Origin of the sequence: Mangrovibacter yixingensis (genome assembly GCF_020523985.1) — a bacterium.
Taxonomy (GTDB): domain Bacteria; phylum Pseudomonadota; class Gammaproteobacteria; order Enterobacterales; family Enterobacteriaceae; genus Mangrovibacter; species Mangrovibacter yixingensis.
Map to the genome: position 1 here is coordinate 207,566 of NZ_JAIVKM010000002.1, position 21,420 is coordinate 228,985.

Sequence of the window (21,420 nt, forward strand, 5' to 3'; positions counted from 1 at the left end):
TGAGTCGGGTGGAATTACAGGGTATGATACTAACTGATGCTTTTTACCTTCATGCCAAATGGGTTCAGGATGCATTTACACCAGGAAACGTTTCACCTTTTACGCCTTTTATTTCAGCAGCATACTGCAAAGTGGCAACACACTTTCCCCGAACTGACCAAACCGCAGTATTCGGTGTTGCGTGCTGTGGCGGAGCATCCAGGTATTGAACAAGTGCGCCTGACTGAAGCGGCTGTGTGTACCAAGGCGACACTGGCGGAAATGCTGAGCAGAATGGAGAAAAAAGGCTGGGTCAGCCGGGCTTGCGACCCGGCAGATAAACGGCGGAGGTTTGTTTCACTAACACCAGATGGGCAGGTACTACTCACCCTCAGCCAGTCCAGAGCAACAACGGTGGACCAGGCATTTTTAACCCGGCTAAGCCCGCAAGAGCAGCAAGCATTTAACGCAATGATTGAAAAAATGCTCGAGCCGGACGGCAACACGCTGGCATAAAAAAAGCCAGTCATACGACTGGCTTTTTTGACGGAAAAGGAATTATTCCTGGAACAGGGCCTCAATATTCAAACCCTGTGTTTGCAGGATCTCTCTGAGGCGACGCAGGCCTTCAACCTGAATCTGGCGTACACGTTCACGTGTCAAACCAATTTCATGACCAACATCTTCCAGTGTGGCAGCCTCATAGCCTAGCAAACCAAAACGGCGTGCCAGCACTTCACGTTGCTTCGCATTGAGTTCAAACAACCACTTCACGATGCTGTGTTTCATGTCATCATCTTGTGTGGTGTCTTCCGGGCCGTTGTCTTTTTCATCGGCCAGGATATCGAGCAACGCTTTTTCCGAATCACCACCCAATGGTGTGTCCACTGAGGTGATGCGTTCGTTGAGCCGCAACATACGGCTGACGTCATCTACCGGTTTATCCAGTTGTTCCGCTATTTCTTCTGCGCTGGGCTCATGATCCAGCTTATGAGAAAGTTCACGGGCAGTGCGCAAATAGACGTTCAGCTCTTTAACAATGTGGATTGGCAAACGGATCGTACGCGTTTGATTCATGATCGCACGCTCGATAGTTTGACGGATCCACCAGGTTGCATAGGTTGAGAAACGGAACCCTCTTTCCGGATCGAATTTCTCAACAGCACGGATCAGGCCGAGGTTTCCTTCCTCAATGAGATCCAATAACGCCAGACCTCGATTACCATAACGCCGCGCTATTTTCACCACCAGACGAAGGTTACTTTCGATCATCCGACGGCGCGAAGCCACATCACCACGCAATGCCCGGCGTGCAAAGTGCACTTCTTCTTCAGCAGTTAGCAGTGGTGAATAACCAATTTCCCCAAGATAGAGTTGCGTTGCATCGAGCACACGTTGAGTGGCACCTTGCGACAACAACTCTTCTTCTGCCAGCTCTGTATCACCGGGTTCCTCTTCCACAAAGGCCTTTTCATCAAAGGACTCTGTTCCATTCTCATCAAATTCCGCATCTTCAGTTACTTCATGAACCTTCAGCGTATTCTGACTCATCTTAAGGTGCCTCCTACCCGTGATCCCTGGGCAAAGCACCTGTTACAACGTACTTTGCCGGTTTATCGCTGCGGTAAATAACGCAGCGGGTTGACGGATTTCCCCTTGTAACGAATTTCAAAATGCAAACGTGTAGAACTGGTTCCGGTGCTACCCATAGTAGCTATTTTCTGCCCCGCTTTTATTTCTTGTTGCTCCCGAACCAGCATAGTGTCGTTATGAGCGTAGGCACTCAGGTAATCATCGTTATGTTTTATAATGATAAGATTCCCGTAACCGCGCAGTGCGTTACCGGCATAGACAACTCGCCCTGGGGCGGTCGCATAGATAGCCTGGCCACGCGTTCCTGCAATATCGATACCTTTATTACCACCATCGGCAGCAGAAAAGTTTTCAATAATCTTGCCATCAGTCGGCCAGCGCCATGATGAAATCGGCGAACTGCTTGACGTACTGCTGACAGTCGGTTCTGGGGTACTAACAACCGGTGCGGTAGTCGTCGTCGTGGCTGCTACTGCGCCAGTTGACGGGCGATTACCAGGCAACATCTTGTTAGCACTTTGTTCACCTGAAGTTTCAGAATACGTAATTGTTGGTTGCGTTGCAACCACTGCGCCTGAATTTTGTGCAGGTTTAGTTACCAGCCCCTGAGCACTGGCATCTGCGGTAGTTATCGCATTGCCACCAGTAATTGGTGCGCCTGAACCATTACCCACTTGCAGTGTTTGCCCGACATTCAACCCATAGGGCGCTGAAATATTATTGCGCTGAGCCAGATCCCGGAAATCGTTACCTGTCAGCCAGGCAATATAAAACAGTGTATCGCCGCGTTTAACAGTGTAGGTTTGCCCTGAGTAACTGCCTTTAGGAATCGAATCATAATGGCGTTCATAAACAATTTTACCGTTCACTGTGCGCACGGGCTGTGAAGGTGGTTGCTGTACCACAGCAGTTCGAGTCTGAGTTGTTTGTACCGGATGTACAGGTTGTATTTGCGGCTGCTGTACCGGTGAAGATGTGTTTGGCGTGATTAACATGCCGCTGTTAGTACTGGACGAAGCCGAAGAACCGCCGCCATTGACGGAACTGATCGGTGCCTGGCTGTTATTATTGCTGGAACAACCAGCAAGCCACAGACTAACCAGTGAAAGTGCCGCAACACGGCGTAAGGTGAAATGTGGGCTTCCCGCGCTCATTTATCCCCCAAAAAATAAGAAAATAGTCAAATCAGAGCCGTAGAGGTCATCCACACTTCGGCCTGCCTTACAATACGCTCGCCCCTCTAAAAAAATACGGGGATAAATCTGGATTCAGGACAGTTCGCCTTTTACCAGCGGTACAAAGCGTACTGCTTCTATTGTTTCGATAACAAAATCTGCCCCCCGACGACGAACCCGCTTAAGCAGTTGTTGTTCATCGCCTACAGGCAACACCAGTACGCCACCTTCATCTAACTGGGAAAGCAATGCAACAGGTATTTCCGGTGGTGCGGCGGTCACGATAATGGCATCAAAAGGTGCTCGTACACGCCAACCCTGCCAGCCATCGCCATGTCGTGTTGAAACATTATGTAAATCAAGTTGTTTCAGGCGGCGCCTGGCATGCCACTGTAAACTTTTTATGCGTTCAACTGAACAAACATGCTGTACAAGATGCGCCAGAATGGCCGTTTGATACCCCGACCCAGTTCCCACTTCTAATACGCGGGATTCTGGCGACAACTCAAGCAATTCAGTCATGCGGGCAACCATATAAGGTTGCGAAATAGTCTGACCGGAACCAATAGGTAAAGCAACGTTCTCCCAGGCTTTGTGTTCAAACGCTTCATCGACAAATTTCTCCCTGGGTACGCTGGCTATAGCGTCGAGCACATGCTCATCGCTGATACCCTGCATACGCAACTGCTTAAGAAGAGTTTGTACGCGATTGCTTACCATTGGTTCTCCACTCCTGCCCGGGATAACCACCCGGAAACAACATCATGCGCGTTGTAAGCCGTTAAATCCACCTGTAACGGTGTGACTGAAACGTAGCCTGCATCCACTGCTGCGAAATCAGTATCTGGCCCGGCATCGCACTTTTCCCCTGGCGGGCCTATCCAGTAAACCGGGTTACCACGCGGGTCTTGTTGAGCAATGACCTGGTCTGCCGGATGGCGGCTGCCGCAGCGGGTAATACGTATACCTTTTATCTGTTCAATGGGTAAGTCAGGCACATTAATGTTCAGGATCCGGCTGGTGCGCAGCGGTTCTTGTGTCAACGCGCGCAGAATCGCACAGGTCACTTTTGCCGCCGTTTCATAATGCGTTAGCCCATTGAGCGAAACAGCCAGTGCCGGAAACCCCAAATGGCGCCCTTCCATGGCGGCAGCCACTGTACCCGAATAGATAACATCATCGCCCAGGTTCGGCCCGGCGTTAATGCCAGAAACCACGATATCCGGGCGCGGTCGCATCAGCGCATTTACGCCCAGATAAACGCAGTCAGTTGGTGTACCCATTTGAACCGCAATGTCACCACCAGGTAAATTCAGCGCCCGAAGTGGGGTTTCCAGAGTGAGAGAGTTGGATGCCCCACTCCGGTTGCGGTCAGGAGCAACAACCTGAACAGTGGCAAATTCCCGTAGTGCTTTAGCCAGTGTCTGGATCCCCGGCGCGTGAACGCCATCGTCATTACTCAGCAATATGCGCATAGTCATCAGGTTGGTTAATCAGTTCCCTTACAACACTGGTGGCAAAACTTCCGGCAGGGAGCCAGAAACTCAGGGCAACAGTGACCTCATCCCACCAGTCCCAATTTAATTCTTTAGGAAACAAAAAAATAGCACGACGAGCGGCATCAACACGTTCCTGAACTAACAGCGCCTGTAAATCTGGCTCACTGGCAATGGCAGCCTGTTCTGCCGCAAGCGCACTCCCCTGCGTACCCCAGTCACCACGGCCCGGTAAGGTAGCGGTAATCCACAAGTCGCCATCATTCACCCGCTGCTGTAAGGCCGGTAATTCCTCCGCCGTAGCAACAAACCAGCTTCCGCTCCCCGCTAATTGTAGCGCGTCTCCTTCAACAACCTGATTAAATTCTGGTTTTTTCAGACGTTCGCTGGCTACCTGATTAAATAACGCACTGCGGGCAGCTGACAAGGCAAAACTGCGTTTATTTCTGTCTCGAGGTGGGGTTTGCTGGCTGAACCAGCGCCGTGCCATTTCCAGGTTGCTGCCATTAATGCCGAAACGCTGAGTGCCGAAGTAATTAGGCACACCCGTGTCGCGGATGGCCTGCAAGCGTGTTTCGACATCCTCACGATTAGTAACATTTCGCAATACCACCCGGAAGTGATTACCCTTGAGATAACCTGTGCGCAATTTACGACGATGACGGCTGGCTTCAAGAACGGTACAGCCCTCCAGCTTAAAGGCGCTCAAATCCGGCATCGTTTTGCCTGGCAGACGGACGCAGAACCACTGTTCTGCAACAGCATGTTTGTCCTTTTGCCCGGCAAAACTCACTTCGCGCCCATGCACTTTAAGGAATTTGGCCAGTGCATCGGCCACAAAACGCGTGTTACAGCCTTCTTTGCGAATGCGCACCAACAGATGCTCGCCTTCACCATCTGGCGCAAACCCCAGGTCTTCGATAACCACAAAATCTTCCGGGCTGGCTTTTAACGTGCCGCTGCCCGCGGGCTTGCCATAACGCCAGCATAATGGCGCCAATATCTCACTCATTTTTCTGCCCTGATTAACAATGCCACCGCTTCACAGGCGATGCCTTCACCGCGGCCAGTAAAACCCAGTTTTTCTGTGGTGGTGGCTTTCACATTAACGTCATCCATGTGGCACCCCAGGTCTTCAGCAATAAACACCCGCATTTGTGGGATATGGGGAGCCATTTTGGGTGCCTGTGCTATCAACGTGATATCGACGTTACCCAGAGTAAAGCCTTTGGCCTGTATACGCCGCCAGGCTTCACGCAACAGTTCACGGCTGTCTGCACCTTTAAATGCCGGGTCGGTATCCGGAAATAATTTACCGATATCGCCCAGGGCGGCAGCACCGAGCAGGGCATCCGTCAGCGCGTGTAATGCCACATCGCCATCGGAATGAGCCAGTAAACCTTTTTCATAAGGAATGCGAACGCCGCCAATAATAATTGGGCCTTCGCCGCCGAACGCATGCACGTCAAAACCGTGTCCAATCCGCATCAGGAATTCTCCGTAGGGGTTAAGCAAGAGAGGTAAAAAGCCGCCAAACTGAGGTCTTCCGGGCGGGTAACTTTAATATTATCAGCCCGCCCATCCACCAGTTCAGGATGGTAACCGCAATATTCCAGCGCAGAGGCTTCATCAGTGATAGCAGCACCTTCACGCAGGGCGCGCTGCAAGCTACTACGCAACAGCTCAAGGGGGAAAAGTTGGGGTGTCAGCGCGTGCCAGAGTGCCTGGCGCTCAACAGTATGTGCAATCACCTGCATACCAGGTTCAGCACGTTTCATGGTATCCCGCACTGGTGCAGCCAGAATACCGCCTACCTGGCTGGTCTGAGTCAGGGCCAGCAAGCGGTTGAGATCATCAGGGTGAAGACAAGGGCGAGCGGCATCATGCACCAGTGCCCAATCGGCTTTCCCCGCGGCATTCAACCCTGCCAGAACCGAATCGGCGCGCTGGTCGCCGCCACAAACCACTTCAATTTGTGGGTGGCTGGCAAGGGGTAAATGTTTAAACCACTGGTCTGCGGGGCTGATAGCAATAATGGCTTTTGAGACCCAGGGATGCTGTAACACGCAGTCAACAGCATGCTCCAGAATCGTCTTGTGGCCGATACGAAGGTATTGTTTGGGACATTCTGCCTGCATCCGGCTGCCGATACCCGCAGCCGGCACCACGGCAATGACATCCGGGAAGGAAACTGCCATGTGTAGTAGAACCTGAGTGGTTATTGATTATTTGGTCGTGACATGTTCCCGTTACGTTTAGACGCATCCGGTACCAGGCGGTAAAATGTTTCGCCGGGTTTAATCATGCTCAGCTCGTTGCGGGCACGCTCTTCAATTGCTTCCTGCCCGCCGTTTAAATCGTCTATTTCAGCAAACAGCTGGTCGTTTCTTGATTTCAGTTTGGCATTCGTGGCCTGTTGCGTTTCGACATCGCTTTTTACACGCGAATAATCGTGCACGCCATTTTTTCCGAACCACAGTGAATACTGTAGCCAGACCAGCAAAGCCAATAATAGCAGCGTTAGTTTACCCATTCCGCCCCCTGAAAAACGGCAAACATCATCCCACAACTTGCCGACAGACACCACCGTGTGTCCAGCCTGAAAAGCAGGGTATACGAGTTATTGCCGACGCAGGCGGCAGAATTTACCACAAAACCATCCGGGATGCGCCATTCCTCATTACACACACGCTCAGATTAGCCCAGCAACCACATAAATAAGCAGCCGAACATAACCATAACAACAAGGCAGGTGAGTGGGCAACTCAGCCATAGACGCCCATGCAACAATGAGTGAACCGCAATACCAACAACAATGGCGACAGGCATCAGAGCCAGAAAGAAAGGCCAGGTATACAGAAAGAAAAACAGCGTGTTAGAGCCATAAATCAAAAAAGGGACGGCGAGCGCCAGTAACCAGGCCACAAAACCGATGATACCACCGGGAAGTGACCAGGTACTTTCCGTATTGCTGGCAGGCGGAGGAACCGTATCTGCCCGGGAAACAATTAATTGAGTCGTGTTGCGCATAACCTATCCTGTCTTATGCCTTGCCGGATATTCCAGTGGGTTTTATCCGGCATGGTCTCAGGATTTGATAATATCTTCCCTGCGCAACAGGTCTAATAATTGGGCTGTCAAATTTGTTACCAATTGTTGACCGTCGAGGTGAATTTCCGGGGTTTCTGGTGGTTCATATACCCCATCGATTCCGGTGAAATTACGCAACTCCCCCGCACGAGCTTTTTTATACAAACCTTTCGGGTCGCGGGTTTCACACACCTCAAGCGGGGTATCAACAAATACTTCGATAAACCGCCCTTCCCCCAGGCGTTCACGCACCATCGCCCGTTCACTGCGGTGGGGGGAGATAAATGCGGTTAACACAACCAAACCGGCGTCCACCATCAGGCGGGCAACTTCACCTACCCGGCGGATGTTTTCTTTGCGGTCGGCATCGCTAAACCCTAAGTCACTGCATAAGCCATGGCGTACATTATCGCCATCAAGCAAATAGGTATTGACGCCCAGTTGGCTCAGCGCCACTTCCAAAGCGCCAGCCACTGTTGATTTACCCGAGCCCGATAACCCCGTGAACCACAGCACAACACCACGGTGGCCGTGGTGTTGTTCCCGTTGCTCTCGCGTAACAACGTGGCTATGCCAGACGACGTTTTCGTCATGGTCGGCCATTACTTGCCTCCCAACAAATCACGCGCGCCCCAGTGAGGGAAATGGCGGCGAACCAAAGCATTTAGTTCCAGCTCAAAGGCACTAAATTCTGATGGCACAGCCTGCTGGCCCAGCGTTTCAACCACCAGCCCGGCACCCACCGTGACATTGCTCAGGCGATCAATAAAGATCATCCCGCCCGTCACCGGGTTTTGCTGGTAGCTGTCCAGCACCAGTGGCTCATCAAAGGTGACTTCAACCAGACCAATGCCATTCAGCGGCAGGCTGGCAACTTCACGATGGCTGAGGTTATTGATATCCACCTGGTAGTCGATTTTGTCGATACGCGCACGGGTTTTCTTGCCAGCGATTTTCACATCGTAGCTGTTACCCACTTCCAGTGGCTGCTCTGCCATCCATACCACATTCAGGCTGGCGCGCTGTGCCGAAGGCAGCACGGTATCGGCTTCAACCAGTAAATCGCCACGGCTGATATCAATTTCATCTTCCAGTACCAGCGTAATGGCTTCACCCGCAATCGCTTCATCCAGGTCACCATCAAAAGTCACAATACGGCTGACTGTTGACTCAACACCCGAAGGTAGAACTTTTACACGGGCGCCAGGGCGCAACGTGCCTGATGCCAGGGTGCCTGCATAACCACGAAAATCCAGATTCGGGCGGTTCACATACTGCACAGGGAAGCGCATTGGCTGGCTGTCCACGACACGTTTAATTTCAACTGTTTCCAGCACTTCGAGCAAAGTCGGGCCTGTGTACCATGGCATTTTGCTACTTTGTGACGCCACGTTGTCGCCTTCCAGCGCAGACAGCGGCACAAAGCGAATATCCAGCTCACCGGGTAACTGTGCTGCAAAATCCAGATAAGCCTCGCGGATGGACTCGAAAGTGTCTTCGCTGTATTCCATCAAATCCATTTTGTTGACGGCAACAATCAGGTGGCGAATACCCAGCAAAGTGGAGATGAAACTGTGGCGACGAGTCTGGTCCAGCACGCCTTTACGAGCGTCTATCAGCAAAATAGCCAGGTCACACGTAGAAGCGCCAGTCGCCATATTGCGGGTGTACTGCTCGTGCCCCGGGGTGTCGGCGATAATAAATTTACGTTTTTCCGTCGAGAAATAGCGGTAAGCCACATCAATGGTGATGCCTTGCTCACGCTCAGCCTGTAAACCATCCACCAGCAGTGCGAGGTCCAGTTTTTCGCCCTGAGTGCCGTGGCGTTTGCTGTCGTTATGCAAGGAAGACAGCTGGTCTTCATAAATCTGGCGGGTGTCGTGAAGCAAGCGACCAATCAGGGTGCTTTTGCCATCATCAACACTGCCGCAGGTTAAGAAACGCAGCAGGCTTTTGTGTTGTTGGGCCTGCAGGTAAGCTTCAACACCGCCCTGGTCTGCAATCTGGCGGGCAATCGTAGTATTCATCATGACTCCTTAGAAATAACCCTGACGTTTTTTGAGCTCCATTGAGCCCGCCTGGTCGCGGTCAATTACACGCCCCTGCCGTTCACTGGTGGTGGACACCAGCATTTCTTCGATAATTTCAGGCAGTGTGGCAGCCGTTGAGTCAACCGCGCCTGTCAGAGGCCAGCATCCGAGAGTACGGAAACGTACCATACGCTGTTTGATAACTTCTCCCGGCTGTAAATCGATCCGGTCATCGTCAATCATCATCAGCATGCCGTCGCGCTCCAGCACCGGGCGTTCTGCAGCCAGGTAAAGCGGGACAATTTCAATATTTTCCAGGTAGATATACTGCCAGATATCCAGCTCAGTCCAGTTGGATAACGGGAACACACGAATACTCTCGCCTTTGTTAACCTGGCCATTGTAGTTATGCCACAATTCCGGGCGCTGGTTTTTCGGATCCCAACGGTGGAAGCGGTCACGGAAAGAGTAGATACGCTCTTTGGCGCGGGATTTTTCTTCATCGCGGCGTGCGCCACCGAACGCGGCATCAAAACCGTATTTGTTCAGTGCCTGCTTCAGGCCCTCGGTTTTCATGATATCGGTATGTTTGGCGCTACCGTGAACAAAGGGGTTAATCCCCATGGCCAGGCCTTCCGGGTTACGGTGCACCAGCAATTCAAAACCATATTCTTTCGCTGTGCGATCGCGGAATTCATACATTTCACGGAATTTCCAGCCGGTATCGACATGCAGCAGAGGAAACGGCAGGGTTCCGGGGAAGAACGCCTTACGAGCCAGGTGCAGCATCACCGATGAATCCTTACCGATAGAATACAGCATGACCGGATTGGCGAATTCAGCAGCCACTTCACGGATAATATGGATGCTTTCCGCTTCCAGTAACCGCAAATGGGTAAGTCGTTTTTGGTCCATAACCCTTCCTTAAGACAGATTCAAGGCGAAAGTACAGGGGCTTTCGTCTGTATTGTGTTGCCAGGTGAATGCAAAAATGCGCCCGACAGGCTGTGTTTCCGGGAGCGCGAGTTTTATACCGCTAAGCTGTATGCAGGGTCAGAACGTGATGGCAGGCCAGGATGTACCAGCCACCGGGGCAGGAAGATTCCGCAAACGTCAAACTCCAATACAACCGGGTGATAGAAGGACTATAGGGGTCAGCTAAAAATGAATGAAATGACGAATTGGAATGAGTAGTTCCACAATGGAATAACGCCGCGCTGGAATAACAACAAAAAGTGCTCAAAAAAAGGTTTCAGTGCTTTTCGGCATAAATGAAATTGTCACCTGCCACCAACAGTTTCATACTATATTCGCCAGTTGTATGTAAGTTAAATTGAACAGGATAAAGGAACTACTATGCTTTCCGCATTGCGCCATTCAGCGATAGTTATCGCCCTGGGCGTATGCTGCTCGTTTGCTGTCTTCGCCAAAGAGCCTGCTCTGGGTGAAACCGCCAGTTTGCAAGCCCGCCACCTCGCTACTGTTTTTCCCGGCCGCATGACCGGCTCCCCGGCCGAAATGCTTTCGGCAGAGTACCTTCAGCAACAATTTCAGCAATGGGGCTACCAGAGCAATGTTCGCCAGTTCCATAGCCGCTATACCTACACCAGCAAAGAAGGGAATAAGACCTGGCAAAATGTCACGGGTAGTACGGTAATTGCCGCGCGTGAAGGTGAACTGCCCGAGCAGATAATTATTATGGCGCACCTCGACACCTACGCACCACACAGCGACAGCGACAGCGACAATAACCTGGGTGGGCTCACATTGCAGGGAATAGACGATAATGCTTCCGGGCTGGGGGTAATGCTGGAGCTGGCTCAACGTTTACAGCATGTGAAGACCCGTTATACGCTGCGATTTATTGCCACCAGTGGTGAATACACCAGCCATTCAGGCGCAGAAGATTACCTGTCTCGCATGAGCGCAAAAGAAAAGCGCAACACGCTGTTAGTGATTAACCTCAGTAACCTGATTGTCGGTGAACATATCTACTTTAACAGTGGGAAGAACACGCCGGTTGCTGTGCGTAAACTCACCCGCGACCGGGCACTTACTCTGGCACGCCAGCTTGGTATTCGTGCATTAACCAGCCCCGGTCTTTCTCCCTCATGGCCAAAAGGTACCGGCCCGGCTCATGATGCCAGTGTCTTTGATAAAGCAGGTATTCCTGTATTGGCCGTTGAGGCAACAGACTGGTCGCTCGGCCAGCACGACGGGAAACAGCAACGCCCCCGGAGTAAAGCATTCCCGGCAGGTACCAGCCGCCACGATATTACCAGAGATAACCAACAATATCTGGATCACTGGCTACCCGGACAGGTTGAAAAGCGAACACGGGCAGTGATGAAAGTGATGTTGCCACTGGTTGAAGATTTGGCAAACCCGCACATCAGCCATACCAATAAAAAGAGAAAAGTATGAGGATGATTACCAACAACTGGGGAAATGGCAGATAAAACGCAATGAATGAATGTTGCCTGCATCTACATGGGCAGCGTGTTGCCAGCAACATAGTGTTGGAAAGCAAGCCACTTCGGGTTTGATACCCAACTGTTCACTGCCTGAAAACAGACGTAACCAGTGCCAAAACCCTGGAAACTGGTTAACATCCGTTACAGGCGGTGCCTTTTCGCATTCATCAACGCAAGTGAGGCCTGATACGCTGCTTCTCCATCGGCCATCATAATCGCTTTATAAATCTGGTGATGTTCAGCAAGGCACATGCCACCATCACGGGAAGAATGGCTGATAAACCATTTAAATACCGTAGTCAGCAAATTTCCAAACGGCAGATAAAAACAGTTACCAGAGGCCTGGAAGATCAGGCTGTGAAAACGCGTGTCCACTTCCACCCACTCTTCTGGGGAAAAATCACGGGCACGTTGGCAAAGCTCATCATAAACGCGAGATAACTCAATACGCTGCTCAGTAGTGGCATTTTCCGCCGCGAGTTTGGTGGCATGGGGTTCAATCACCCGGCGGAAATCCAGGAACTGGTGGTACATTTCCAGTGTGCCATCCATACCCGACATCCAGTCCAGTAATTGCGCATCCAGAATATTCCAACTGATTCTGGGCCTGACCCGTGTACCGGTTTTCGGGCGTGATTCAATCAGGCCCTTTGAAGTGAGTTGTTTTAACGCTTCCCGCAGCGCAGTGCGGCTGACACCCAGTTGTTCGCCCAATTCAACTTCACTGGGTAAAACCGTACCAGGAGGTAATTCGCCAGACAGGATCCGGCGGGCGATATCTCGTGCGATCAGCCCGTCAAGGCCGCGTTGTGTCGTGCTTATGGCGGTAAATTGCATCTGACTCTTATACCTGATTCAGGAAGGGGCGCAGTGTAGCACAGGGGCTGGCAAAATGGGCAGTTGCCAGGCCAACATCCGCCGTGCTGCCTGTAATCAAAACCCGCTTTCCATGTAAGCCGTTAAGCATCATTCGCTCCTTTTAATTAGTCATACTATTTATAACGGCACATACAGTGGATTGCGATAATAAAACCATAAGCATCAAAAAATTGTGACACCAATCCATTTATTAGTATGACTAATTAATCATTGAGATACAGATTTTCTAACAGTTAACAACACCAAGGGGTAAGCGAATGCGGCGAGAGGTCAGTGGCTGGGAGTCAGTAGAGTGGTTGATGTAAAACAAAACCGCACCGGAAATGCTACCCAGTGCGGTTTACAGCTATTAACCTTCGTGCAGGCCACATTCCCGTTTCAGGCCGAAGAAACGTGTTTCTTCTTCTGCCATGCCCGGCTCCCATTTGCGGGTGGTATGGGTATCACCTACAGAGAGGTAACCCTGGTCCCACAGTGGATGATATTTCAGGCCATGTTCCGTCAGGTACTGGTAAACCTGGCGGTTATCCCAGTCGATTATCGGCAGGATCTTAAACACTTCACGCTGGATAGCCAGCACCGGCAACCCGGCACGGCTGCCAGACTGCTCACGGCGCAACCCGGCAAACCAGGTGCCTGCGTCCAGCTCTTTGAGCGCACGGTTCATGGGTTCTACTTTGTTGAGAGTATTGTATTTCTCAATGCCTTCAACACCCTGCTCCCACAATTTACCGTAACGCGCTTCCTGCCAGGCCGGGCTTTGTTCAGCCCGGTATACTTTCAGGTTAAGTTTGAGCTTGTCCGTCAGCTCATCAATAAACTGGTAGGTTTCCGGAAACAAATAACCGGTATCCGTAAGGATAACCGGGATATCCGGATATTGCTGCGTGACCAGATGCAGGCACATCGCCGCCTGAATACCAAAGCTGGAAGAGAGCACAAACTCACCACTCAGGTTTTCCAGCGCCCAGGTGACGCGCTGCTCAGCGGTCAGCTTTTCCAGTTGATTATTAGTTTCAGCCAGCTCCATTATGCGCTCAGCTTTGGGCAGCGCATTCAGCGCATCTCTGTCAAACGTAGCCATATTTACCTCCAGGTTATTCCCAGAAATCCCGAGCCGGGTCCAGTACCGGGCGCACAATACCAGTACGCACCGCAAAATCACCAAACCCTTCATCAGGTTCACGCTGTTCCGCCCACTGGCCAACCAGGGTATCAATGATGCCAACGATTTCAGCATCAGTGATATTTTCACGGTACATACGTGGAATACGTGTGCCGTTACGGTTACCGCCAATGTACAGGTTATAACGGCCAGGTGCTTTACCAATTAACCCCACTTCGGCCAGCAGTGCACGGCCACAGCCATTCGGGCACCCGGTTACACGCAATACGATATGCTCTTCGCTCATACCATGTTTCGCCATGATGTCATCCACCTGGTCTACAAAGCCTGGCAGGAAGCGTTCTGCTTCGGCCATTGCCAGTGGGCAGGTTGGGAACGATACACACGCCATCGCGTTTTCGCGCTGGGGGGTTACGCTGTTCATCAGGCCATGGTCACGCGCCAGTTTCTCAATCGCTGCTTTGTCGCTTTCCGGCACGCCTGCAACAATCAGGTTCTGGTTGGCAGTCAGGCGGAAGTCACCTTTATGAATACGGGCAATTTCACGCAGCCCTGTTTTCAGTGGGCGGCCCGGATAATCCAGGATTCGACCATTTTCGATAAACAGAGTCAGGTGCCATTTGTCGTCAATGCCTTTCACCCAGCCAATACGGTCGCCACGGCCAGTAAATTCATACGGGCGAATTGGCGCAAAGGTGATACCGGCACGGCGCTCAACTTCTGCTTTAAACACATCGACACCCACACGTTCCAGGGTGTACTTAGTTTTCGCGTTTTTACGGTCTGTACGGTTACCCCAGTCGCGCTGCGTGGTCACAACGGCTTCTGCAACAGCCAGAGTGTGCTCCAGTGGGATAAAACCAAATTCACTTGCGGTGCGCGCATAGGTTTTCTTGTTACCGTGGTCGATAGACAAGCCACCGCCAACTAACAAGTTAAAGCCAACCAACTCACCGTTTTCCGCAATCGCAATAAAGTTCATGTCGTTGGCATGAAGGTCAACGTCGTTTTGCGGTGGAACTACCACGGTTGTTTTGAATTTACGTGGCAAGTAAGTGGCACCTAAAATCGGCTCTTCATCGGTAGTAGCAACTTTTTCCTGATCCAGCCAGATTTCTGCATAAGCACGGGTGCGCGGCAGCAAGTGTTCAGAAATTTTCTTCGCCCAGGCATAGGCTTGCTCATGCAAGCGGGATTCCACCGGGTTGGAAGTACACAACACATTACGGTTAACATCGTTAGCCGTCGCCAGGGAATCCAGGCCAACTTTGTGCAACAACTGGTGCGCAGATTTCAGATCTTTTTTCAGAATGCCATGGAACTGAAAAGTCTGTCGGTTGGTGAGGCGAACGCTGCCATACAGGGTTTCTTCACCAGCAAACTCTTCAATTGCCAGCCACTGTTGTGGCGACATCACACCACCAGGCAGGCGGCAGCGCAGCATCATGGCATGGCGTGGTTCCAGTTTCTGTTCAGCACGCTCAGCACGGATATCGCGGTCATCCTGCTGATACATGCCGTGAAAGCGGATCAGCAGGAAGTTGTCGCCATGGAAACCGCCCGTCAGGCCATCATTCAAATCTTCAGCAATAGTTCCGCGCAGGAAGTTGCTGTCAAGTTTCAGGCGTTCTGCATCGGCCAGTTTGCCTTCAACCACCAAGGGTCCAGGATGTTTTTCACTCATTAGTAGACATCTCGCTGATAACGGCGCGCCAGGCGCAGCTCACTTAAATATTCGTCTGCCGCTTCGGTGTCCATATCACCATAAGTGGCAATCACGTCCAGTAAAGCCTGTTCAACATCCTTTGCCATACGGGATGCATCGCCACAGACATAAATGTGTGCGCCTTCGTTAATCCAGCGCCACAGTTCTGCGCCCTGTTCACGCAGTTTATCTTGTACGTAAATTTTATGGTCCTGGTCGCGTGACCAGGCCAGGTCTATCTGATTCAGGACGCCTTCTTTCACCAGCGCCTGCCATTCAACCTGGTACAGGAAATCTTCAGTAAAATGTGGGTTGCCAAAGAACAACCAGTTTTTCCCTTCAGCCCCGTCCGCAGCACGTTGCTGCATAAAGGCGCGGAAAGGCGCAATCCCCGTGCCTGGGCCAATCATAATAACCGGTGTTTGGTTGTCTTCTGGCAAACGGAAATTGTCGTTATGTTCAATGAATACACGAACTTCGCCATCTTCTTCAAGGCGGTCTGCCAGGAAGCCAGATGCACCACCAGTACGCTCACGGCCTTCGATGTCGTAACGCACAACACCAACAGTGATATGCACTTCGGTGTCCACTTCAGCCTGAGAAGAAGCAATGGAGTACAGGCGAGGCGTCAATGGGCGCAGCAGGCTTATCAGAGCCTGAGCATCAAGTTGTGCCGGGGCAAAACGAACCATATCTACAATAGGTGTACTGGCGGCATAGGCCTGCAAGCTGGCTTTATCGCCCACTTTATCCAGCAGAACGTCGTTACGGGTTAAAGTGGCATATTTTTCAACAATCGCCGCGGTATTCACTGTCAGTTCAAAATGCCATTCCAGGGCTTCGGCCAGTGGCAGGGTGTTATCGCCTACAGTTACCGGCTCATCACCTTTAAGCCACAGCAGTTCCACCAACTCTTTGACCAGTGCCGGGTCATTCTGATACCACACACCCAGTGCATCACCAGGCTGATAACGCAGGCCAGATTCACCCAGGTCGATTTCCACGTGGCGCACGTCTTTATCTGAATTGCGCCCGGTGATTTTTTGGTTTACTGACAGCGCAGCGCTGAGAGGGTTTTCTTTGGTGTAAGGGCTGGTGTAAACCTCATTGACGGCACCACTGGCAAGCACAGCTGAAGGGGTTGCGTTGGAAACCGGTACACGGTCTTTCAGCAGTGCGACCACTTCTTTACGCCAGGCTTCTGCAGCAGGCTGGTATTCAACATCGGCATCAACCCGCGCAAGCAGGCGCTCTGCGCCCAACTCAGCCAATTTGCTGTCGAAATCTTTCCCGGACTGGCAAAAGAACTCATAAGAGGTATCGCCAAGGCCCAAAACAGCAAAAGCCGTTTCCGGCAATTTAGGGGCTTTTTTGGAGAATAAATACTTATGCAGTGCAACAGCTTCTTCCGGTGGTTCGCCTTCACCTTGTGTGGAGGTAACAACCAGTAAGAGTTTTTCCTGGGCAATTTGTTTGAATTTGTAGTCGCCCGCACTGACCAATTTCACATTAATCTTTTCTGCCAGCAGGTCGTCACGCAGTTGCTCTGCTATGCGGCGGGCATTCCCGGTTTGGGAAGCACTGAGCACAGTCACAGCAGGCGCTTGTACCGCCGCGGGTGCAGTTGCCACAGTGCCCGCAGCACCAGTCTGGTTAACCTGACCCCAGAAATAGCCAGATAACCATGCTAGTTGGGTTGGGGTGAAATCTGTCGTTGCCGCCTGCAGGCGGGCCAGTTGCTCCGGACTAAGCGGAAGCAGCGCTGTCGGTGGGACCTGTTTTGTCATGCGTCGTTATGTTCCAGTAGCACAATGAGGCTGTTTTAAATAAACAGTCAATAACCCCAAATCACTCAGGCTGACTGGCTCAAAGCCGTCGCCTTATCTTCCGCGTGGTGCCACAGCGTGAAGCTGCCGAAGGTATGCACCCGCGCAGAGCCGGGGCGGATAATGACATTATTGATAAAGACAATGTCGATAAGGGTAACGGCGGGCATAATAACAATTAAATAAGTGATAGAAATAATAAATAACCAAATTGACTAATCACTTTTTAAGGTAATGAATAACGGTAAAACTGGTAGATTAATACTTTGATTTTATTTATGAAAATTAAACAAAGTGCCATAGCCTGCCCGGCAAGGTTTGGTGCCCGGAATTGGGGGGAAAATAATTTATCAGCACCTGTTGCGCTACATTAGAAAAATTCACTGATTCAATACTGGCATAAAGGCGAGTATTGTTAGTGCGCAAAACAGCCATTTAATGTACTATGCGGCGGTTTTTTTGCTTTACCAGGATTATCTATGGCTACCAGCTTATTTAAAGATTTTACATTTGAAGCGGCGCACCGCCTCCCCCATGTTCCGCAAGGCCACAAATGCGGCCGTTTACACGGGCATTCCTTTGTGGTGCGCCTGGAAGTGACCGGCGAAGTTGACCCTTACACCGGCTGGATTATTGATTTTGCCGAACTCAAAGCCGTATTTAAGCCGACCTGGGAGCGCCTTGATCACCATTATCTCAATGACATTCCCGGGCTTGAAAACCCCACCAGTGAAGTGCTGGCAAAATGGGTATGGGATCAACTCAAGCCTCAGTTACCTTTGTTGAGTGCTGTAATGGTGAAAGAGACTTGCACCGCTGGTTGTGTTTACCGCGGCGAAGATTAAGCCTTCCCCTTGTGTCCCCAAACGGGGCACATCCCCCATCTCAGGCTATGTTCAGGTATTTATGCGTCTGCATAGATAACCGCCAGTTACGCTCAATGCAGGTTTCAATACATAAACGAGTGGCGTCTTCTTTCTGGCTGATGGGCTGGAGCGCAATAATACGCGGTTTCTCATCAGTGAGCGTTGCAAGCAGGGCATCCAGCGCTTCGATATCACGCCCCCGGCCTACCGGGTGTTTGATTTCATCGGCCCGAACCAGCGCCTGCCCCAACACATCATAACCACCGCGCATATTCACTTTGGGTGAGACAGTAACCCAGGTATTTTCCGTTGCCAGCACCTCATGCGTACCACTGGTTTCAATCTGGCACTGGTAACCATGTTGCTCCAGTAACTGAGTAAGCGGCGTTAAATCGTGAATACAAGGCTCACCACCGGTTATCACCACATGGCGTGCGGTGTAGCCCTGGCGGTTAACAACTGCAAGCAACTCTTCTGGCGTTGAAGCCGCCCACTTATCACTCTCTTTCGTTTTCGCCATGACCGAAAACAGTGAGACTTCCCGTTCCGCGAGCTTATCCCAGGTGTGTTTAGTATCACACCAGGCGCAACCAACCGGGCAACCCTGTAAGCGAATAAAAATGGCTGGCACGCCAGTAAAGTAACCCTCGCCTTGCAAGGTCTGGAAAATCTCATTAATCGGGTACTGCATAGTCAACTCAGTAAAGGAATAAACCGTTATTATCGCAGATCCTGGTGGGCAGATCATGTGTGATTGCTGATTACTCCGGTAGCCGCACGAATAGCTACCGGGTTACAGGTTAATTATAAGCGCGGGCCAGGGTGCCATTCCCCTGATAATCGTAAGTGAGAGTCTTGTTGCCAACAAATAACGATTCACCGGCGCTCAGTGAGATATGGGTGTTTTGGTGGCGAATTGTCACCTCACCTTCCAGGCACAATAAGATTTCTGGGCCACGTAAAAATCGTGTACGCCAGTCCTGAGACGGAGCGATAACCGCGAAGCGGAAATCTTCCACTGGAACAGGGAACAACCTCACGCCATCCTGTTCTTGCGCCACCAGCTTAAGGCTTTCAGCGGGGGATGAGTGGAAGTCGGTATGGGCAACCACTTGTGAGACATCCACATATTTCGGCGTCAACCCGGCGCGTAACACGTTATCGGAATTAGCCATCACCTCTAATGCAAGCCCACTGACATAAGCATGTAACGTGCGCGGATACAGGAACATCGCCTCACCGGGTTCAAGAAACACGATATTCAAAAACAGTGGAGCCAGAACCCCGATATCATCCGGATGCAGTTGCCGTAGCGGCTTGATGAACTCCCGGGCCTGTTCCACTAAATGGGAACCGCCTGATTTTGCCAGGAACGCATCCAGCGCCAGGAATACCTGCTGTTTCTGTTCGCTATCCAACGCCATCACGGCTTTAAACAGGTTCTCCAGGCGATTGCAGCCTTCGTTGTGTTCAGCCAAAGCCAGTGACGATACAAAAGGCAAATTAAAATCAGCCAGCAGTAACTGAATCTCTTCCCAGGTACGAAAGCCATTCAGCGCGCTAAAGGGCGTTAATGCATACACCAGTTCCGGTTTATGGTTAGGATCGTGGAAATGCCGTTCTGGGGCATCTTGCGCTAACCCCATGGCACTTTCCTGCTGGTAACCAGCCCGAGCACTGGCAAGATCAGGGTGTACCTGAATCGACAAAGGCTGGTCTACTGCCAGCACCTTAAATAAAAAGGGGAGCTGCCCAAAATGCCTGGCGGTATAGTCGCCCAGAGCACCAGGAATATCACGCGCTATCACCTCAGATAAGCGTTCATTGGTCTGTGCTACGCGGGATTCTCCCGAGGGATGAACCCCCATCCACAGTTCTGCCTGCGGCTGATTATCCCGGTTAGGGATCCCAGCCCATTGAGACAGCATGGTTTTACTTCCCCATGCAAAGGGTTGTATTACATTGTTGAGTTTAAAGAGCATATTATCCGTGCCTCCCTGCAAGGGTTTCCCCTAATTTCAGCATCCTGGCAAGATTTCGGGCCGTGCGAATAAGATTGTGGCGTGCTTCTTTTAGTGCCACCGCTAATTCCTGAGGCGCACGAACTGTGCCAAACAACGCATCCATATATTCATCAAGTGCGTCAACCGACTCCCCCAGGCTACCCGCCAGACCAATAACGGGTATCCCTGCCATTTTTGCTCGCTGTGCGATACCAAATGGCGCTTTTCCCTGAAGAGTCTGGTTATCCATTTTGCCTTCGCCGGTAATCACCAAATCTGCATCTGTCAGCACATGCTCAGCATGCAATAAATCCAGCACCATGCCGATTCCCGAATGAAGCTGAGTAGCAAACAACACCGAGAGGCCAAGGGGGATCCCCCCGGCGGCACCAAACCCGGTGCGCCCGGTATAATCCACCCCTGACACTCGTTCAACCACTCTGGCAAAATGCACCAAGGCATCATCAAGAATTGATACTTGTTGTGGGTTGGCACCTTTTTGCGGTGCAAACACCTGACTGGCACCCTGGGCACCTGTCAGTGGGTTGTTTACATCACACATAAGTACAATTTCAACGCTGGCACTCCGGGGGTTTACCGCACTTAAATCCAGGGAATGTAAAGCATGAAGCGCCAATGCTCCCGGCGCTAAATCCTGGCCGCTGGCATCCAATAAACGCCCCCCCAGAGCCTGAATAATTCCGGCTCCACCATCATTTGTTGCACTGCCACCCAACCCGATAATTATCTTGCTCACACCTTCATTGAGTGCAGTGTTAATCAGCTCGCCGACCCCAAAGGTTGTTGCCAGTTCAGGGTTTCTCTCCAATTGAGGGACTAAATGCAGCCCGGCTGCCTCGGCCACTTCGATCACGGCCGTTTTGCCCTGCTCCAGCAAGGCCCAACTGGCCTTTACTGGCTGCCCCATCGGCCCTTTGACTGTATTAAACCGCTTTTCTCCTTGTACCCCTGCAAGTATTACATCCAGGGTTCCCTCACCACCATCAGCCAACGGCAAATGGTGGTAATGTGCATTGGGGTATACGTCACGAAAACCGGTTTCAATACACTGGCATACCTCAGTTGCACTGAGCGATTCTTTGAACGAATCTGGCGCAATCACAATTTTCATGCTGATATCCTTATTCCTTCCCTGCTGAATGCGTTGTGAACTTAGG

Annotated in this window: 23 protein-coding genes; 3 read left to right on the plus strand and 20 right to left on the minus strand. The window is 51.3% G+C overall.

Going from position 1 to position 21,420, the window contains the following annotated elements; genetic code table 11:
* Positions 1-69 precede the first annotated feature (69 nt).
* The gene (locus LC084_RS11685; RefSeq protein WP_226571400.1) at positions 70-495 is read left to right on the plus strand and encodes a MarR family winged helix-turn-helix transcriptional regulator; all 426 of its coding nucleotides are present in this window, start codon (positions 70-72) and stop codon (positions 493-495) included.
* A 42-nt stretch (positions 496-537) separates the two neighbouring features.
* Here the strand turns inward: LC084_RS11685 and rpoS are convergent, their stop codons facing one another.
* From rpoS to cysD, 12 genes are all read right to left on the minus strand, one after another.
* A complete protein-coding gene (gene rpoS / locus LC084_RS11690; RefSeq protein WP_226571401.1) occupies positions 538-1,530 on the minus strand; it encodes an RNA polymerase sigma factor RpoS in 993 nt (330 codons plus the stop codon).
* A gap of 62 nt (positions 1,531-1,592) precedes the next feature.
* The gene (nlpD, locus tag LC084_RS11695; RefSeq protein ID WP_226571783.1) at positions 1,593-2,675 is read right to left on the minus strand and encodes a murein hydrolase activator NlpD; all 1,083 of its coding nucleotides are present in this window, start codon (positions 2,673-2,675) and stop codon (positions 1,593-1,595) included.
* A 165-nt stretch (positions 2,676-2,840) separates the two neighbouring features.
* Complete coding sequence (locus LC084_RS11700) at positions 2,841-3,467, minus strand: protein-L-isoaspartate(D-aspartate) O-methyltransferase (RefSeq protein ID WP_226571402.1); 627 nt, start codon at positions 3,465-3,467, stop codon at positions 2,841-2,843.
* A complete protein-coding gene (gene surE / locus LC084_RS11705; protein WP_110024561.1) occupies positions 3,461-4,222 on the minus strand; it encodes a 5'/3'-nucleotidase SurE in 762 nt (253 codons plus the stop codon). The genes LC084_RS11700 and surE overlap by 7 nt, the downstream gene beginning before the upstream one ends.
* On the minus strand, positions 4,203-5,255 hold the full coding sequence (truD, locus tag LC084_RS11710; RefSeq protein ID WP_264193500.1) for a tRNA pseudouridine(13) synthase TruD: 1,053 nt from the start codon (positions 5,253-5,255) through the stop codon (positions 4,203-4,205). Before truD ends, surE begins: the two co-directional genes overlap by 20 nt.
* The gene (gene ispF / locus LC084_RS11715; RefSeq protein WP_226571403.1) at positions 5,252-5,731 is read right to left on the minus strand and encodes a 2-C-methyl-D-erythritol 2,4-cyclodiphosphate synthase; all 480 of its coding nucleotides are present in this window, start codon (positions 5,729-5,731) and stop codon (positions 5,252-5,254) included. The genes truD and ispF overlap by 4 nt, the downstream gene beginning before the upstream one ends.
* Positions 5,731-6,441: a 2-C-methyl-D-erythritol 4-phosphate cytidylyltransferase gene (ispD, locus tag LC084_RS11720; RefSeq protein WP_226571404.1), complete on the minus strand. Its 711-nt coding sequence runs from the start codon at positions 6,439-6,441 to the stop codon at positions 5,731-5,733. Before ispD ends, ispF begins: the two co-directional genes overlap by 1 nt.
* A 20-nt stretch (positions 6,442-6,461) precedes the next feature.
* The gene (gene ftsB / locus LC084_RS11725) at positions 6,462-6,776 is read right to left on the minus strand and encodes a cell division protein FtsB (protein WP_226571405.1); all 315 of its coding nucleotides are present in this window, start codon (positions 6,774-6,776) and stop codon (positions 6,462-6,464) included.
* Positions 6,777-6,940: 164 nt separating this feature from the next.
* Complete coding sequence (locus LC084_RS11730; RefSeq protein ID WP_226571406.1) at positions 6,941-7,273, minus strand: DUF3561 family protein; 333 nt, start codon at positions 7,271-7,273, stop codon at positions 6,941-6,943.
* A 57-nt stretch (positions 7,274-7,330) separates the two neighbouring features.
* Positions 7,331-7,936, minus strand: a complete 606-nt coding sequence (gene cysC / locus LC084_RS11735) for an adenylyl-sulfate kinase (RefSeq protein ID WP_226571407.1) — start codon at positions 7,934-7,936, stop codon at positions 7,331-7,333.
* Positions 7,936-9,360 (minus strand): sulfate adenylyltransferase subunit CysN, encoded by a 1,425-nt coding sequence (gene cysN / locus LC084_RS11740; protein WP_226571785.1) that lies wholly within the window; start codon positions 9,358-9,360, stop codon positions 7,936-7,938. The genes cysC and cysN overlap by 1 nt, the downstream gene beginning before the upstream one ends.
* 9 nt (positions 9,361-9,369) lie before the next feature.
* Entirely contained in the window at positions 9,370-10,278 is a 909-nt protein-coding gene (cysD, locus tag LC084_RS11745; RefSeq protein ID WP_036102540.1) for a sulfate adenylyltransferase subunit CysD, read from the minus strand.
* Positions 10,279-10,719: 441 nt separating this feature from the next.
* On the opposite strand from cysD, the gene LC084_RS11750 reads away from it, so the two are divergent.
* Positions 10,720-11,787: an aminopeptidase gene (locus tag LC084_RS11750; protein WP_226571408.1), complete on the plus strand. Its 1,068-nt coding sequence runs from the start codon at positions 10,720-10,722 to the stop codon at positions 11,785-11,787.
* Between the two features lie 191 nt (positions 11,788-11,978).
* Here LC084_RS11750 and LC084_RS11755 read toward each other — a convergent pair whose 3' ends face one another.
* The 5 genes from LC084_RS11755 to cysJ form a co-directional block, all read right to left on the minus strand.
* The gene (locus LC084_RS11755) at positions 11,979-12,674 is read right to left on the minus strand and encodes a FadR/GntR family transcriptional regulator (protein ID WP_226571409.1); all 696 of its coding nucleotides are present in this window, start codon (positions 12,672-12,674) and stop codon (positions 11,979-11,981) included.
* A gap of 7 nt (positions 12,675-12,681) precedes the next feature.
* Complete coding sequence (locus LC084_RS23230) at positions 12,682-12,807, minus strand: hypothetical protein (RefSeq protein ID WP_264193501.1); 126 nt, start codon at positions 12,805-12,807, stop codon at positions 12,682-12,684.
* 258 nt (positions 12,808-13,065) lie between these two features.
* Positions 13,066-13,800: a phosphoadenosine phosphosulfate reductase gene (gene cysH / locus LC084_RS11760; protein WP_226571410.1), complete on the minus strand. Its 735-nt coding sequence runs from the start codon at positions 13,798-13,800 to the stop codon at positions 13,066-13,068.
* A 13-nt stretch (positions 13,801-13,813) separates the two neighbouring features.
* Positions 13,814-15,526: an assimilatory sulfite reductase (NADPH) hemoprotein subunit gene (gene cysI / locus LC084_RS11765; protein WP_226571411.1), complete on the minus strand. Its 1,713-nt coding sequence runs from the start codon at positions 15,524-15,526 to the stop codon at positions 13,814-13,816.
* Positions 15,526-17,334: an NADPH-dependent assimilatory sulfite reductase flavoprotein subunit gene (gene cysJ / locus LC084_RS11770; RefSeq protein WP_226571412.1), complete on the minus strand. Its 1,809-nt coding sequence runs from the start codon at positions 17,332-17,334 to the stop codon at positions 15,526-15,528. Before cysJ ends, cysI begins: the two co-directional genes overlap by 1 nt.
* A gap of 518 nt (positions 17,335-17,852) precedes the next feature.
* Here cysJ and queD point away from each other — a divergent pair.
* Positions 17,853-18,218, plus strand: a complete 366-nt coding sequence (queD, locus tag LC084_RS11775) for a 6-carboxytetrahydropterin synthase QueD (protein WP_226571413.1) — start codon at positions 17,853-17,855, stop codon at positions 18,216-18,218.
* Between the two features lie 40 nt (positions 18,219-18,258).
* Here the strand turns inward: queD and queE are convergent, their stop codons facing one another.
* The 3 genes from queE to LC084_RS11790 form a co-directional block, all read right to left on the minus strand.
* On the minus strand, positions 18,259-18,930 hold the full coding sequence (queE, locus tag LC084_RS11780; protein ID WP_226571414.1) for a 7-carboxy-7-deazaguanine synthase QueE: 672 nt from the start codon (positions 18,928-18,930) through the stop codon (positions 18,259-18,261).
* Between the two features lie 109 nt (positions 18,931-19,039).
* Positions 19,040-20,221, minus strand: a complete 1,182-nt coding sequence (gene manA / locus LC084_RS11785; RefSeq protein WP_226571415.1) for a mannose-6-phosphate isomerase, class I — start codon at positions 20,219-20,221, stop codon at positions 19,040-19,042.
* Between the two features lies 1 nt (position 20,222).
* A complete protein-coding gene (locus LC084_RS11790) occupies positions 20,223-21,374 on the minus strand; it encodes a glycerate kinase (protein WP_226571416.1) in 1,152 nt (383 codons plus the stop codon).
* Positions 21,375-21,420 lie beyond the last annotated feature (46 nt).

What these genes read in the sequence shown, in the direction of transcription:
- LC084_RS11790 (WP_226571416.1), bottom strand. Translation starts at nt 21,374, where the DNA reads ATGAAAATTGTGATTGCGCCAGATTCGTTCAAAGAATCGCTCAGTGCA.
- cysD (WP_036102540.1), bottom strand. Translation starts at nt 10,278, where the DNA reads ATGGACCAAAAACGACTTACCCATTTGCGGTTACTGGAAGCGGAAAGC.
- queD (WP_226571413.1), top strand. Translation starts at nt 17,853, where the DNA reads ATGGCTACCAGCTTATTTAAAGATTTTACATTTGAAGCGGCGCACCGC.
- cysI (WP_226571411.1), bottom strand. Translation starts at nt 15,526, where the DNA reads ATGAGTGAAAAACATCCTGGACCCTTGGTGGTTGAAGGCAAACTGGCC.
- LC084_RS11750 (WP_226571408.1), top strand. Translation starts at nt 10,720, where the DNA reads ATGCTTTCCGCATTGCGCCATTCAGCGATAGTTATCGCCCTGGGCGTA.
- LC084_RS11685 (WP_226571400.1), top strand. Translation starts at nt 70, where the DNA reads ATGCATTTACACCAGGAAACGTTTCACCTTTTACGCCTTTTATTTCAG.
- LC084_RS11700 (WP_226571402.1), bottom strand. Translation starts at nt 3,467, where the DNA reads ATGGTAAGCAATCGCGTACAAACTCTTCTTAAGCAGTTGCGTATGCAG.
- cysN (WP_226571785.1), bottom strand. Translation starts at nt 9,360, where the DNA reads ATGAATACTACGATTGCCCGCCAGATTGCAGACCAGGGCGGTGTTGAA.
- ispF (WP_226571403.1), bottom strand. Translation starts at nt 5,731, where the DNA reads ATGCGGATTGGACACGGTTTTGACGTGCATGCGTTCGGCGGCGAAGGC.
- cysC (WP_226571407.1), bottom strand. Translation starts at nt 7,936, where the DNA reads ATGGCCGACCATGACGAAAACGTCGTCTGGCATAGCCACGTTGTTACG.
- manA (WP_226571415.1), bottom strand. Translation starts at nt 20,221, where the DNA reads ATGCTCTTTAAACTCAACAATGTAATACAACCCTTTGCATGGGGAAGT.
- rpoS (WP_226571401.1), bottom strand. Translation starts at nt 1,530, where the DNA reads ATGAGTCAGAATACGCTGAAGGTTCATGAAGTAACTGAAGATGCGGAA.
- cysH (WP_226571410.1), bottom strand. Translation starts at nt 13,800, where the DNA reads ATGGCTACGTTTGACAGAGATGCGCTGAATGCGCTGCCCAAAGCTGAG.
- queE (WP_226571414.1), bottom strand. Translation starts at nt 18,930, where the DNA reads ATGCAGTACCCGATTAATGAGATTTTCCAGACCTTGCAAGGCGAGGGT.
- ftsB (WP_226571405.1), bottom strand. Translation starts at nt 6,776, where the DNA reads ATGGGTAAACTAACGCTGCTATTATTGGCTTTGCTGGTCTGGCTACAG.
- ispD (WP_226571404.1), bottom strand. Translation starts at nt 6,441, where the DNA reads ATGGCAGTTTCCTTCCCGGATGTCATTGCCGTGGTGCCGGCTGCGGGT.
- LC084_RS23230 (WP_264193501.1), bottom strand. Translation starts at nt 12,807, where the DNA reads ATGATGCTTAACGGCTTACATGGAAAGCGGGTTTTGATTACAGGCAGC.
- LC084_RS11755 (WP_226571409.1), bottom strand. Translation starts at nt 12,674, where the DNA reads ATGCAATTTACCGCCATAAGCACGACACAACGCGGCCTTGACGGGCTG.
- LC084_RS11730 (WP_226571406.1), bottom strand. Translation starts at nt 7,273, where the DNA reads ATGCGCAACACGACTCAATTAATTGTTTCCCGGGCAGATACGGTTCCT.
- cysJ (WP_226571412.1), bottom strand. Translation starts at nt 17,334, where the DNA reads ATGACAAAACAGGTCCCACCGACAGCGCTGCTTCCGCTTAGTCCGGAG.
- surE (WP_110024561.1), bottom strand. Translation starts at nt 4,222, where the DNA reads ATGCGCATATTGCTGAGTAATGACGATGGCGTTCACGCGCCGGGGATC.
- truD (WP_264193500.1), bottom strand. Translation starts at nt 5,255, where the DNA reads ATGAGTGAGATATTGGCGCCATTATGCTGGCGTTATGGCAAGCCCGCG.